This window comes from Variovorax sp. GW821-FHT10D07, assembly GCF_059415325.1.
This window is the reverse complement of the sequence record NZ_JBWKMZ010000016.1, coordinates 13,978-27,638: the sequence shown is the minus strand read 5'-3', so window position 1 is coordinate 27,638 and position 13,661 is coordinate 13,978. Positions and strand designations below refer to the sequence as shown.

The following is a 13,661-nucleotide window of genomic DNA, read 5'->3' as shown; positions in this document are numbered from 1 at the left end:
GGCCCCACCGCGGTCCGCAACGGGCCGCGGACGCGCCCCCGCCACGGGGGCGCGAGCCCCGATCGGACCGCTGTGCGGCGCACAGGATCGGGGCGGCCGCACTGTCCGGCCATCCAGTAATCACCGCTGGTTTGTACTCATAGGTACTACTGGTTTCCGGAATAGCCAGCCCACCTGCCCGATCCATAGCATCCTCTTTACAAAGAAGTAGCACTTTTCGTTTAAGTGCTCTTCCTCCTGAAAGGAGCTGCCATGCCTCGTGCATCCCGTGCCGCCGTATCCCGGTGCTCCGATCGTCGTCGTGGTGCGCCCTGGGCCGCCACGGTGCACGTGGCCCTGGTGGTGGCGCTGCTCCTGGTGGCGGCGCCGCGCGCGCAGGCCAACAACGTCGGCGAGAACGCCGCCTGGCAGTTCCAGACCAGCACCGACAAGGTCAACCAGGCCGCGGTGCAGGACATGATCCGCAAGCAGAAGAGCGGCTACTACGCGGCGCCGGTCTACAACACCACGGTCGGGCGCCAGTACAACTGCAACGTCTCGGCGACCTCGACCGGCAACGACGGCAACAACAGCACGGTCGCCAACTCGCCCGCGAATGCCGGGGCGCGCTCGGGCGCCACGGGCAACGACAGCAACAGCGCGGTCGGCACGCTCGGCGCCGCGGTGGTGGGCACCAACCAGGCCAACGCGGGCACGGTGGGCTCGGCGGTGGTCGGCGGCACCAGCACGCAAGTGCAGGGCGCGGCCTGGCAGGCGCTGAACTCGGCCCAGGGCAACACCGGTGCGCAGACGGCGGGGGTGAACGGCAGCGCCGCCTGCGCCTTCGGCGTGCTCAACTGAACGGGGGCGCCATGCACTGCATCTCGCCCCACGCCCGCCGGGCGGTCTTTCTCGCGGCGCCGCTGGCCGGCGCGCTGGTGCTGGCCGGCTGCACCTCGGCGCCGCAGCAGCGCTTCGCGCCCAACGAGGCGCCGGTGGTGCTCGGCCCCTCGGTGCGCGACAACGTCACGCCGATGGAACCGGTGCTGGCCTGCTTCGCCGACCACATCGCGGCCACGCGCCGGCCCGAGGTAGTGATCGGCGTGGGCGACGTGAAGGACTACACCGGCAAGTACAGCATCAACGAGGGCAATGCGATCACGCAGGGCGGCGCGCTGATGGTCTATTCGGCGCTCGGCAAGCTCGGCGGCGCGGTGCGCATCGCCGAGCGCTTCGACCCGGTGATCGCCGAGCGCGAGCTGGCCTACGCCGACCGGCGCCAGCTCGGCGACGGCCGCACGCACCAGCTCGGCGGCGGGCCGGGCGGCGGCGCGCAGGTGGTGCCGTGGCTGCCGTACTTCGGCGGCACGATCAACAAGTCCGACTACTTCATCGTCGGCGGCATCACCGAGCTCAACTACAACATCAACTCGGGCGGTGCCGAGGTGGCGGTGAACCAGGTCGGCGTGAAGGCGCGCACCTTCACCCAGTCGGTCGGCGTGGACCTGCGCATCGTCGACACGCGCTCGCTGATGGTGGTGCGCACGGTGAGCCTCACCAAGCAGTTCAACGGCTACGAGGTCGGGCTCAACGTGTTCCGCTTCTTCGGCAGCCGGCTCTACGACGTCGACATCGGCGCCAAGGGCCAGGAGCCGGTGCAGATGGGCGTGCGCGCCGCGCTCGAGGAGGGCGTGGTGCGGCTGATGGCCGCGGTCACGCAGGTCGACCACCGGCCCTGCATGACCCTGCGTCCCGGCGGCGGCGAGCAGATCCCGCTGGTGCCGGCCGAGCAGCTGCGCAAGGTGCAGAACCCGGCGGATGCCGGCGCGGCCGGCGGTGCGGCGCCGCCGGTGGTGCAAGCGAGCCCGGGCGTGGCCGTCAACGCCGCGGGCACGGGCGGCGCGCGGCTGACCGGCGCGGCGCTGCAGGTGGCCTTCGACTTCGGCGCCACCACGCTAGGCGGCAGCGCGCTGGCGCAGATCGACCAGGTCGCGGGCGCCGCGAAGAAGGGCGCCACCGACATCGTGCTGGTGGCGCGCGACACCGAGAACTGGGATGCGCGCAAGCGTGACGAGCTGATCGACCAGCGCATCGCCGCCGTGACCTCGGCGCTGGCCAACCGCGGCATTCCGCCGGGCGCGATCACGGTGCTGTGGCGGCCCGACGCGGCCGACACCTCGATCCACCGCGACGGCCCCGGGCTGCAGGAGATCGCGAAGCTGCGCATCGGCGCGCCGGTGGTGGGCAACGGGCCGGCGCCCGCCGCGCCGCAGGGTGCCGCCACGGTCGCGCCCACGCCCAGCGCCTCCGTCGCGCCCGCGCCGGCACCGGCGGGCGACAGCGCGGTCGCTCCGGCCGGCGCCGCCGACACCGCCGCCGTGCCCGAGGCGGCCGAGACCGTCAGCGCGAGCGGCCCCGCGGCCGCCGCCAGCCCCGATCCCGCCGCCGCCCCCGGCCGCGGCAGCTGACACCCCCGTTCCCGCGAACCGTGCGCGCCTGCGAGGGCGGCCCGGTTCCCCTGCGTTCGTCCGTCCCTTTCGTCCACAACGTCTTCACACCAGGAGTCACGCCATGAAAGCTCGCAAGATCCGCAATCGGGGCGCCCGCAGGCCCGCCACCAGTCTCAGCCGCATCGGTTCCGCGGTCGCGGTCGCGCTGCTCGCCGCCGGCGCCGCGCAGGCGGCCGACACCACCGTGAGCAACACGCTCAACGGCTCGGTGTCGGGAGCGTCGACGGCGAACTCGCAGCCCTCCAACACCAACGGCGTGACGGCGGGGATCACGGGCGCCGTCGGCGGCACCACGGTCAGCGGCACGCCGGCCAATCCGAACCCGATCGCGGCCAGCACCACCGGCAACCTGATCGGCGCCAGCGCCGCCGGCAACGACTTCGCGAACGCGATCCAGCCCGCCTCGGGCAGCCCGGCCTCCACGCCGGTCGACAACGCGGCCTCGCTGGGCGTGGCCACCAACAGCGGATCGATCGCCGCCGGCGTCGCCAACAGCAGGCTCGCGGTCGAGCTCAACAACTTCACGAGCGGCAGCGCGGCCGCCACCGACAACACGATCTCGGCCTCGACCGCGATCAACAAGGGCAGCTCGCTGGTGACCGGCGGCGCGATGGCCGGCGCCGTCGGCATCACCGGCGGTGCGGCGCTGACCTACCCGGGCGGCACGCCGCTGTTCGACGCGCAGGGCAACATCGTCGTGACCTCGCTGCAGCTGGGCACCGGCCCGGCCTCGGGCGCGGGCCTGACCAACAACAGGATCGACCTGGCGCTGACCTCGACGCTGCCGGGCAACATCGTGATCGCCGGCGCCACGCTCGACCGCAACACGCTGTCGGCCACGCTGCGGGGCAACAGCGCGAGCAGCGCGGCCGAGATCCAGTCGGGCGCGGCGCCGAGCTTCGCGGGCTCGGCGGTGGTGTCGAACCTGCAGGCCAACGGCAACGGCATCCTCGCGGCGGTCACGCACGCGGCCGACAACACCAACTCGACCGTGCAGGCGCTGGTCACCGGCGCGCCGGCGGGCCAGGTCAACGAACTGCGCGGCTCGCTCTCGGTGCAGAGCAACACCATCTCGAGCGCCGCCACCGGCAACGAGGCGCTCTCGGCCACCGCCGGCAGCGCGGGCAACCGCATCGTGATGAACGGCGTGTCGGTGGTCGCCGCGACCCCGCCCCTCACGCCGGCCAACGCCAGCGTGCACGGCGGCACCGCCGTCACCACCACCCTCGATGCCGACCTGGCCGTGCTCAACAGCCAGGGCAACCTGCGCTCCAGCGTGCTGGCACAGACCATCAACGGCCAGGTGCTGGCGGGCGTGCAGTCCATCGACAGCGGCAGCGTCACGCTCAAGGACAACGGCGTGAGCGCCGCGGCCACCGGCAACATCGCCTCGAGCGCGATCCTGCCCGGCACCACCGCGGCCAGCTTCACGGGCACGGCGGGCATCTCGAACCAGCAGGCCAACACCGAATCGACGGTGTCGGCCGTCGCCAGCGGCAGCGTCATCGCGGTGCAGACCGGCGATGCCACCGGCCAGACGAAGGCCAGCACCGTGACCGTGGCGAACAACAGCTCGGCGGTCGCGGCGCGCGGCAACCAGATCAACCAGGGCCTGGCGCTCGACGCCAACACCGTGGCGCTCGGCAGCGATGCGGTGGCGCTCGGCGGCGGCACCAGCGCCGACGGCCGCGTGTCGGCCACCGGCGCCGTCACGCTGACCAACCTGCAGGGCAACTACAACGGCAGCACCGTCACGGCGATCAACGGCGGCTCCAAGGTCTGGCTGGTCGCGAACGGACCGGCCACGGTGGCCGACAGCGCGCTGTCGCTCACCGGCAATCGCCAGGAGGCGGTGGCGGTCGGCAGCGGCGCCACCAGCGACCTGTCGATCAAGGGCAATGCGGTCGGCACCGGCGCCGGCATCGCCAGCGTGCAGATGAACGATGCCACCTCCTCGGTCGGCGCGGTGCTCAGCGTGCCCGAGGCCCGCGTCGCCGTGTTCGGCAATCTGTCGGGCGGCTCGGCCGCGGTCAGCGATAACCTGCAGCGCGCGATCGCCTACGGCAACTCGGCCACCAGCACGCTGGGCGTGCAGGCCGGCAACGTCACGGTGAACCCGTCCACGGACGTCGCCTCGACCATCACGGCCAACCTCGGCAACAACCTGCCCTTCGACAACAGCCTGGCCACGCAGCCGGCGGTGAATGCCTCCTACGCCATCCTCGGCAGCCAGTCGATCCAGTCGACGGTGAGCACCACGGCCAGCGGCGTGAATTCGTTCGCGGCCTCGGTGAGCGGCGACGTCGCGTCGGCCAGCCTCGGCAACGACCGCAACGCCTTCGTCGCCGCGAGCTACGGCAACGACGCGGCCAACGGCCTGAAGCTCGCGGCCAACCAGATCGCCTCGAGCGACTTCGCCTCGGTCGCCAACGTGACCAGCGTGCAGTCGGTGGCCGGTGCCAACACCAAGGTCGAGGCCAACACGGTCGGCGGCAACGTGGTGCGCACGGTGGTCGGCGGCGGCCTGCAGGACGCCTCGGTCTCGAGCAGCGGCAACACCACCCAGGCCCTGGCCTACGGCAGCCGCGCCACCGGCAACACGGTGGACGTGACGGCCACCTCGATCGACACGGCGGGCTTCGTGCTCTCGGGCGCCACCGTCACCGGCGGGGTCGCGACCACCGATGCCTCGTTCAGCGTGCAGAACGCGCAGTCGGGCCAGGGCACGGTGGCGGCCACGCGCAGCGGCGGGCCCGAGGTGCTGACTCAGATCGCCTTCGGCGTCGGCAACTCGAAGATCGATGCCGACAACAACACCACCGCGGCCGCCGCGACCAGCAACAGCGCGGTCAACGGCGTGCGGCTCGGCGCGGCCGGCATCGCCACCACCACGGCGGTGCAGAACCTGCAGGTCACCACCGCCAAGACCACTTCCGAGCTCGGGCTCGAGGGCGGCGCGCTGACCGACCAGGCCGGGGTGCAGCTCGCGGTCAGCGGCAAGGGCATCGTCGACTCGCAGCTCTCGGTGGACGGCAACGCGGTGCGCGGCGCGGCCACCGGCAACACGGCCGTCAACGGCATCGACGTGAAGGGCAACACCATCGACACGGGCGGCGTGTTGCCGGTGGCCGCGGCGGCCAACGCCGCGGTGCTGACCGGCGCGCTCGGCGACCATGCGCTGTCGAACGCGCAGCTGATGCTGAGCACCGCGACGATCTCGTCCAAGGCGGCCGGTGCCTTCGGCATCGACACCGCGCCGGGCACGGGGGTCAACGGCAGCACGCTCAGCGTGTCGAACAACGCCCAGAGCGCGAAGGCGGTGGCCAACAGCGCCAGCAACGACATCGCGCTGGCGGCCGGCAGCGTCTCGGCCACCTCGGCGCTGCAGTCGGGCCAGGCCAGCCTGGCGGCGGTGGAGGCGCGCTCCTTCGTGCAGGCCTTCGCGCCGGCTTCGGTGTCGAGCGCGTCGGTGACGATCTCGGGCAACGCCAACAGCGCGCTGGCCGTGGTCAACGACGCGACCAGCCGCATCGCCGTCGCGGCCGACACCACGGCCAACGCGATCCTGCCCACCCTGGTGCTGCAGACCGCGGGGCCGGGCGACGGGGGCACGGTCGCCATCCATGCGCTGATGAACCGGCAGTCGGCCGCCACCTCGGCCAGCGCGACCGCCGACAGCGCGATCTACAACGACGACCGCGCCGTGCCGGGCGGCCCGGGCGTGGTCGACAGCGCGGTCGCGATGTCGGGCAACCAGACGCTGGCCGAGGCCGCGGGCAACCGCGCGGGCAATGCGGTGTCGCTCACGGGCGGTGCGTCGCAGGGCGCCACCACCGGCCTGCTGAATTCGCAGGCCAGCAGCGCCGCCGTGGGCGGGGTCGCCAACAACACGACCCGGCTGACGCTGAACGGCACCACCGCGCTGATCGACAGCAGCGCCACGCTCGAGGGCAACACCACCGGCGCGGCCGCCACCGGCAATGCGTCGACCAACAGCATCGAGGTGAAGGGCGGCGCCATCGCCACCGGCCTGGCGGGCTCCGCGGGGACCGCGGCCGCGGGCTCGGCGGTGCTCGCGAGCGCCGACCATGCGCTGGTCAACGTGCAGGTGGGCGCCGGCCCGGTGGGCGCGATCGCGACCGGCAGCATCGGCATCGACACCGCCGGCACCGCCGCGGTGCAGGGCGCGACGCTGAGCGTGTCCGACAACCGGCAGAGCGCGCGCGCCGCCTCGAACACCACGGTCAACGGCGTGACGCTCTCGGGCGCCAACGTCGATGCGCGCGCGGTGGTCCAGTCGACGCAGGTCGGCCAGGCGGCGGTCGCGGCCAGCTCGAGCGCCGAGCTGTTCGCGCCGGCCGCATCCTCGGGCTCGTCGGTGCGGATCTCGGGCAACACCAACACGGCGCTGGGCGTGATGAACGACGCGACCAACACGCTCGACGTGAAGGCCGCCAACCTGCAGCCGGCTGCGACCACGGGTGCCGTGGCGCTGTCGGAAACGGCGGCGGGCGGGCAGGCGGCCACGGGCGACCACCTGGTGGCGAACCGCCAGGCCGCGTCGACCTCGGTCACCAGCAGCGCCAGCACCGCGATCTACAACGACGACCGACTGGTGCCGAACACGGCGGGGCTGTTCAACGGCGCGGTGACGATCTCGAACAACAGCACGCTGGCCGAGGCCTCGGCGAACCGCGCGATCAACGCCGCCACGGTGGCGGGCGACGCGACGCAGGGCGCGAGCGTGGGGGTGTCGAACGCGCAGACCAGCAGCGCGGTGGTGACCTCGTCGGCCGTCACGGCCGCGGGCGTGACGCTCGCGGGCACCGATCCGCTCAATGCGGGCAGCGTGGCCCTCAACGGCAACACCACCTCGGCGCTGGCGCGCGGCAACGCGGCCACCAACCTGGTCGACTCGAGCGCGGGCGGCAGCTACGGCGGCGCGGCCCCGAGCGGCAGCGTGGGCTTCGTGGCCTCGCCGCTGGCGCTCAACCTCGGTGCCAGCGTGGGCGTGCTCAACAGCCAGACCAACAGCGGGCAGGTGAACGCGTCCAGCACGAACACCAGCTACCAGGTGGCGCTCAACGCGACCGGCCCGGGCACGCTCAACGGCAGCGTCGGTGTCTACGGCAACACGCTGAGCGCGCAGGCCTTCGGCAACAGCGCGACCAACCGCGTGACGCAGACCGCGCTGAACACCGGCACGGCGAGCGCGGCGGTCGGCAACTACCAGGTCAACAGCGGCGCGGTGTCGGCCACGGTGACGACGGTGAACTTCGGCGTCGGCGTGGTGGGACCGGTGGGCAGCAGCACCTTGCGCACCACCGGCAACCAGGTCACGGCCTCGGCCACCGGCAACTCGGCGACCTCGTCGATCCTGTCGCGCTGAGGCGGGCGCGGGCCCGCGGGCCCGCCGCATGAAGAAAGACGAAGGCCGCGGCCGGACACTCGTCCTGCCGCGGCCTTCGCACGTCCGGGTCGCTCAGGATTTCTTCGCCGGGCCCATCGACTTGCGGAGCTCCGCGCAGTAGTCCTTCTCGGGCAGCGGCGGCGTGCGCCAGGTGCGGTCGTAGCCGGCCGATGCCGCGTCGGCACCGGCGGGCGCGGCGAGCAGGCGCACGGCCTTGAACGAGACCTCGTTCGGCAGGTGCTGCGCCACGCCGAGCTGGCGGTCGACATGGCCCGCGCCCGCGATCAGCAGCACGGTGCGGCCCGGCTGGCGCGCCTTGACGATGGCCTGGGCCATGGCGCGGTCGCGGCCGACCTGGATCCGGGTCATGGGCACGATCTGCGATTCGGGCAGCAGCTTGCAGTGGCCCTCGCGCACGGCGTCCTGCTGCGCGGTGTAGGCCTCGCCGTTGAGCTGCACGTCGAGCGAGACGTCGGCCATCGCGTCCTTCATGCGCGCGCGCGGCAGGTTGGCGCCGACCACCGGCACGCCGGCGCGCACCGCGGCCATCACGGCCGGACCGTAGTCGGCCCAGGGCCAGGCCTTGTCGTTCCAGCTCAGCGCGGTACGCACCTGGGCCTCGGTGGCCGCGGCCGGCAGGTGGGCGGTGCCGTTGCCTTCCTCGGCCATCTCGAGCGCCAGCGCGGCGAGCCGGCCGCGCGCGGCCAGCGCCTCGACCGTCTCGCGCTCGATCGCATGGTGCTCGGGGGCGTCGTGCTGCTCGCCGAGCAGCAGGGCGTCGGTGGGCAGCAGGGCCTCGACGCGGCGCGCGATGGGGGCGTCGGGCGCCTCGGCGCCGCCGGGCCAGCCCGCGCAGCCGGCGATGAGGGTGCTGCCGAGAAGAGCAAGCAGGAGGGACGAGACGGGCCGGTGCGCGAAAGACATCGCGCCATACTACGCAACGGCGCCGCGCGCGCTGCCGTCCTTTGCCCCTACCGCCTGTCCGTCCGTTCCGCGTGTCCCTTTCCTTCCCGGTCCGCGTGCTGGCCACGCTGCTGCTCGCCTTCGTGGCGGCCCAGATCTGCCTTGCGCTCCACACCCCGTTGCCCTGGATGATCGGCCCGCTGCTGGCGGTGTCGCTGGCCTCGATCGCCGGCGCGCCCATGGCCAGCCACGTGCCGCTGCGCAATGCCGGGCAGTGGACCATCGGCACCGCGCTGGGCCTGTACTTCACGCCGCACGTGGTCGCGCTGGTGGCCAGCGTCTGGTGGGCGATCGTGCTCGCGATCGCCTGGGCGCTGCTGCTGGGCTGGGGCTTCGGCCGCTGGCTCTACGGCCTGCATGCACAGCGCATGCCCCAGGTGCCGGAGCGTTCCATGAGAGCCACGACTTACTTCGCGGGCGCGATCGGCGGCGCCTCGGAGATGACGCTGCTGGCCGAGGCCCAGGGCGCGCGCACCGATCTGGTGGCCGCGGCCCACAGCCTGCGCGTGCTGATCGTGACGGTGACGATCCCGTTCGCGATGCAGTGGAGCGGGCTGCACGGGCTGGAGATCAGCCCGCCGAGCGCGCGCGAGGTGAACCCCGGCGGCCTCGCGCTGCTGGCCGTGGCCACCGGCGCGGGCGGTTTGGCGATGCGCGCGCTGGGCCGCACCAACCCGTGGTTCATGGGCGCGCTGCTGGTCGCGATGGGTTTCACGGTCGCCGGGCTGTCGCTGTCGGCGGTGCCGGGCTGGATGTCGAATGCCGCGCAATTGGTGATCGCCGTCAGCCTGGGCGTGCGCTTCAGCCGCGAGTTCCTGCACACCGCGCCGCGCTGGCTCGGCTCGGTGACGCTGGGCACGCTGGCCATGCTCGTGGTGTGCGCCGGCGTGGCCTGGCTGCTGGCCTGGGCCACTGGGCTGCATCCGGCGACCATGATCCTCGGCACCTCGCCGGGCGGCATCGCCGAGATGTCGATCACGGCCAAGGTGCTGCAGCTCGGCGTGCCGGTGGTGACGGCGTTCCAGGTCTGCCGGCTGGTGGCGGTGCTGCTGCTGGTGGGGCCGATGTTCCGCTGGATTTACCGCTAAGGCCCAAAGAAAAAGCGCCCCGCGGGGCGCTTCGTTACTGGCACGGGGCTCGGCTCAGTGCACCAGAAGCGGCGTCTGCGCCAGCTCGGCATAGCCTTCGAGCGTGTCCTCGACCTCTTCCTGGGTCGGCGTGTTGAGCTGCCAGGCCGCGATCTGCTGGCGGAACAGCTCGGCCCAGGAACCGTCGAGGTAGAGCTCCTTGCCGGAGCGCTTGTCGACGATCTCGAAACCGTGGCGCTCGAGCACCGGCACGTTGGGTTCGGCCGGAACTTCGCCTTCGTTCGGCTGTACGTGCACGACGACGAAGGAATCCGAGTCGTAAAGCATGTTCATGGCGGGGCCTGTGAGGATGTCGAGGGCGTTCATGAGGGTTACATAGCAATCAACGCGCCAGTTTCAAGATGGGTTGTCGTGTTGCCATTAAAACGTTTGGATGCGTGCTTTTTCGCATCAACCGGCCGGTGCGGCGGGTAGGGGTTTGCGCAATTGGGCGTCGGCGAAGTCGCCGTTCGGCTCGGTCTGGCGGATCCGCACCGGCAGGTAGCCGTAGGCCGGGGCCAGCCAGAGCTCGACCTTGCGGTCGAAAGGCTTGCGCGGATCGCGCGTGAGCTTGCGCGCCAGGTACTCGCCGGCCGGCAGGCTCAGCTTCTCCTCGTCGCCGACCACGAACACCCAGACGTCGGCATCGCGCGCGCCCACGGTCTGGATCGCGATCCGGGTGCCGGCCGGGTAGCGCTCGGGGCTGGCCGCCAGCAGGCCGCCGAGCTGCATCATCACGCTCATGCGGTCCTGGGCGCCGGGCTGGAGCGGCACGGGCGGCGTGTTGTTGCTGAACACCACCTCGCCGCGGTCGCGCGCGAAATGCGAGGCCACCTCGGCCTTGCGGCTCTCGGAATAGCGCTCGGGCTCCAGGCCCGACAGGCCGATCTGGCCGGTGCTGCGCCAGTTCAGCAGGGTGAAGAAGACGGCCTTGAGCGTGAGCCGGCCGTCGTAGCGGGTGCCGTCGTGCAGCCACACCAGTTCGCCGAACACGCCACGCTGCGGCGAGGCGCCGATCTGGCCCGTGGCCTCGAAATCCAGCGTGACCGAGCCCGGGATGCGCAGCGACTGGGTGCCGGCCATCGTGGTGGTCGCTTCGCCGGTGCCGGCGGCGGGGGCGCTGGCCGGCGTGGCCGAGGGGGCGACGGCCGCGCTGGCGGGCGGTTCGGGCGTGGGTGCTGCTCCTGAATCGGAAGCAGCCTGCGCCACCAGGTCGGGCGATTCGGGATCCTTGGGCGCCGTGGCCTCGGGCGCGGGGTCGGGCGAGGGCGCGGCTGCCGCGGGGACCGGATCGGGCTTGGGCCGCGGCGCATGCACCGCGCGCGGCCGCAGCGGCTTGGTCGCCGCGGGCGGGGCCGTCGCGGCCGGTGGCGGCGCCGCGGGCGTTTCGGCCACCGGCGGCGCGATCACGATGGTGCGCGTGCTGAACTTGGTGATCGGCGACACCGGCTCGGCCCCGAGCCCGGCCGGCGCGAGGCCCAGCAGCGCCATGTGCGCGAGCGCCACCAGCAGGACCAGCAGCGCCAGCGCCCGCCACGAAGGCCGCCAGGGCACCGGGGAGGGCGCCAGGGCGGAGGACGGCGGAGCGACGGTCGTCGGCATGGAAGGTGGAGTGGGCGTCGCCGCCGAGGTTCATCGAAGCCACCTCGGTACACTGCCGCCCGTCCAACCAGTTTAGGGGAGCGGCGCGCGGCCCGGCGCGGCGCCCCGTCGCCTTTTTCCCAGCACCGCACCATGAAACTCGCCACCCTCAAGGACGGCTCCCGCGACGGCCAGCTCGTCGTCGTGTCGCGCGACCTCACGCTCGCCCACTACGCCACCGGCATCGCCCACCGCCTGCAGCAGGTGCTCGACGACTGGGGTTTCATGGCGCCGCAACTGCAGGACCTGTACGCCGCGCTCAACGCCGGCCGCGCGCGCCATGCCTTTCCCTTCGATCCCGCCCAGTGCATGGCGCCGCTGCCGCGCGCCTACCAGTGGGCCGACGGCTCGGCCTACCTCAACCACGTCGAGCTGGTGCGCAAGGCGCGCAATGCCGAGGTGCCCGAGAGCTTCTATCAGGACCCGCTGATGTACCAGGGCGGCAGCGACGACTTCATCGGCCCGACCGACGACGTGGTCGTGCCCAGCGAGGCCATGGGCATCGATTTCGAGGCCGAGATCGCGGTCGTCACCGGCGACGTGAAGATGGGCGCCACGCCCGAGCAGGCGCTCGACGGCATCCGCCTCGTGATGCTGGCCAACGACGTCAGCCTGCGCAACCTGATCCCGGCCGAGCTCGCCAAGGGCTTCGGCTTCTTCCAGAGCAAGCCCGCCACCGCCTTCAGCCCCGTGGCCGTGACCCTCGACGAGCTCGGCGAGGCCTGGGCCGGCGGCCGCGTGCACCTCGCGCTGCAGAGCAACTGGAACGGCCGCAAGGTCGGCCTGTGCGAGGCGGGTCCCGAGATGACCTTCCACTTCGGCCAGCTCATCGCCCACGTCGCCAAGACGCGCAACGTGCGCGCCGGCAGCATCGTCGGCAGCGGCACCGTGAGCAACCAGGGCGTGGAGAAGAACGGCCGCATGGAATGGCCGCGCGGCTATTCGTGCATCGCCGAGAAGCGTTGCATCGAGACCATCCAGGACGGCGCGCCCTCGACCGAGTTCATGCGCTACGGCGACACCATCCGCATCGAGATGAAGGGGCTCGACGGCCGCTCGATGTTCGGCGCGATCGACCAGGAGATCGTGGCGCCGGGCGGGCGCGCGAAGGCGGCGGCGGACGAGGCCGCGAAGCCCGCGCCGGTGGCCGTGCCCGACGACGCGGCCGAGGCGCAGGCTTCCGAGGACTGACCCCCGCTCACTGCGCCGCGGGCCAGCCACGCAGCAGTTCCTTCTGCGACCGTATCCCCAGCCGCCGGAACGCCCGGTACTGGTGGGTGCGCACGGTCGTGAGCTCGACCCCGATCTCGCGCGCCGCCTCCTTCGCGGTGCGCCCGGCCATCAGGTGGCCGATGACCTCGCGCTCGCGCAGGCTCAACGTGAGCAGCCGCGAGGCCAGCGCGGGTGCCGTGGCCTCGCGCGCCGCCACGGCGCTGCGGCCATGGGCGGTGGTGGCGTCGGCCAGCAGGGTGGCGTGGCGCTCGATGACGGCGAAGTCGGCGGCGCCGAACTCGGGCTGCGCCAGGCTGCGGTAGAAGCTCACGGCCACGCGCTGGCCCGTGGGCAGCAGCAACAGCACCGAGGCGCGCTCGCGGATGCCGACGTCGCCATAGCAGGCGGCGCGGTAGGCCGGGTCGGCCACCTCGTCGCCGAGCTGGTGGCCCAGCCACAGCTGCGCGCGCCGCGGCAGCTTGCGCGCGGCCAGCCAGGCCATGTTGGGATCGAGCAGGTCGAAGCGCTGCGCGACGTAGCGCTCGGCCGTGCGCTCCGCCGTGCTGCCGTAGCTGCTGGCGGCCGACACGGTCTCGATGCGCCCGCTGGCGCCGACCGCGAACACGGTGCAGAAGGTGACCGGCATCACGCGCTGCATCGCGGCGAGGTAGCTGGCCGCGAGGTGCGGCGTGCCGACGCCGGCGAGCACGTCGCCGACCACGCTGGCCGACAACGTGGCCTCGGGCGCGGCCGGAAGGCGCCAGCGTTTCATGGGGCGGGGAGAGGGCGGGGGATTCGGGTAAACACTTCGTACGAAGT

Annotated in this window: 9 protein-coding genes; 5 read left to right on the top strand and 4 right to left on the bottom strand. The window is 72.6% G+C overall.

Annotated elements, in window-relative coordinates; translation table 11 throughout:
* Window positions 1-252: 252 nt before the first annotated feature.
* From AC07PU_RS34585 to AC07PU_RS34575, 3 genes are all read left to right on the top strand, one after another.
* Window positions 253-840: a hypothetical protein gene (locus tag AC07PU_RS34585; RefSeq protein ID WP_256223119.1), complete on the top strand. Its 588-nt coding sequence runs from the start codon at window positions 253-255 to the stop codon at window positions 838-840.
* A gap of 11 nt (window positions 841-851) precedes the next feature.
* Complete coding sequence (locus AC07PU_RS34580; protein WP_495322698.1) at window positions 852-2,447, top strand: CsgG/HfaB family protein; 1,596 nt, start codon at window positions 852-854, stop codon at window positions 2,445-2,447.
* A 103-nt stretch (window positions 2,448-2,550) separates the two neighbouring features.
* The gene (locus tag AC07PU_RS34575; protein WP_495322696.1) at window positions 2,551-7,878 is read left to right on the top strand and encodes a beta strand repeat-containing protein; all 5,328 of its coding nucleotides are present in this window, start codon (window positions 2,551-2,553) and stop codon (window positions 7,876-7,878) included.
* Between the two features lie 93 nt (window positions 7,879-7,971).
* Here the strand turns inward: AC07PU_RS34575 and AC07PU_RS34570 are convergent, their stop codons facing one another.
* Window positions 7,972-8,823 carry a ChaN family lipoprotein gene (locus AC07PU_RS34570; protein ID WP_431510587.1) on the bottom strand — a complete coding sequence of 284 codons (852 nt, stop codon included), beginning with the start codon at window positions 8,821-8,823 and terminating at the stop codon, window positions 7,972-7,974.
* Window positions 8,824-8,894: 71 nt separating this feature from the next.
* Here AC07PU_RS34570 and AC07PU_RS34565 point away from each other — a divergent pair, with 71 nt between their 5' ends.
* The gene (locus tag AC07PU_RS34565; protein ID WP_431510586.1) at window positions 8,895-9,950 is read left to right on the top strand and encodes an AbrB family transcriptional regulator; all 1,056 of its coding nucleotides are present in this window, start codon (window positions 8,895-8,897) and stop codon (window positions 9,948-9,950) included.
* Window positions 9,951-10,004: 54 nt separating this feature from the next.
* Here the strand turns inward: AC07PU_RS34565 and AC07PU_RS34560 are convergent, their stop codons facing one another.
* Both AC07PU_RS34560 and AC07PU_RS34555 read right to left on the bottom strand, forming a co-directional pair.
* A complete protein-coding gene (locus AC07PU_RS34560; RefSeq protein WP_057597632.1) occupies window positions 10,005-10,283 on the bottom strand; it encodes a BTH_I0359 family protein in 279 nt (92 codons plus the stop codon).
* Between the two features lie 117 nt (window positions 10,284-10,400).
* A complete protein-coding gene (locus AC07PU_RS34555) occupies window positions 10,401-11,591 on the bottom strand; it encodes a DUF3108 domain-containing protein (RefSeq protein ID WP_495322695.1) in 1,191 nt (396 codons plus the stop codon).
* A 132-nt stretch (window positions 11,592-11,723) separates the two neighbouring features.
* Between AC07PU_RS34555 and AC07PU_RS34550 the strand changes: the two genes are divergently transcribed.
* A complete protein-coding gene (locus AC07PU_RS34550) occupies window positions 11,724-12,821 on the top strand; it encodes a fumarylacetoacetate hydrolase family protein (RefSeq protein WP_495322694.1) in 1,098 nt (365 codons plus the stop codon).
* Between the two features lie 7 nt (window positions 12,822-12,828).
* On the opposite strand, the gene AC07PU_RS34545 is transcribed toward AC07PU_RS34550, so the two are convergent.
* Window positions 12,829-13,614, bottom strand: coding sequence for a response regulator transcription factor (locus AC07PU_RS34545; RefSeq protein WP_093356030.1), 786 nt, complete (start codon window positions 13,612-13,614; stop codon window positions 12,829-12,831).
* Between the last annotated feature and the right edge of the window lie 47 nt (window positions 13,615-13,661).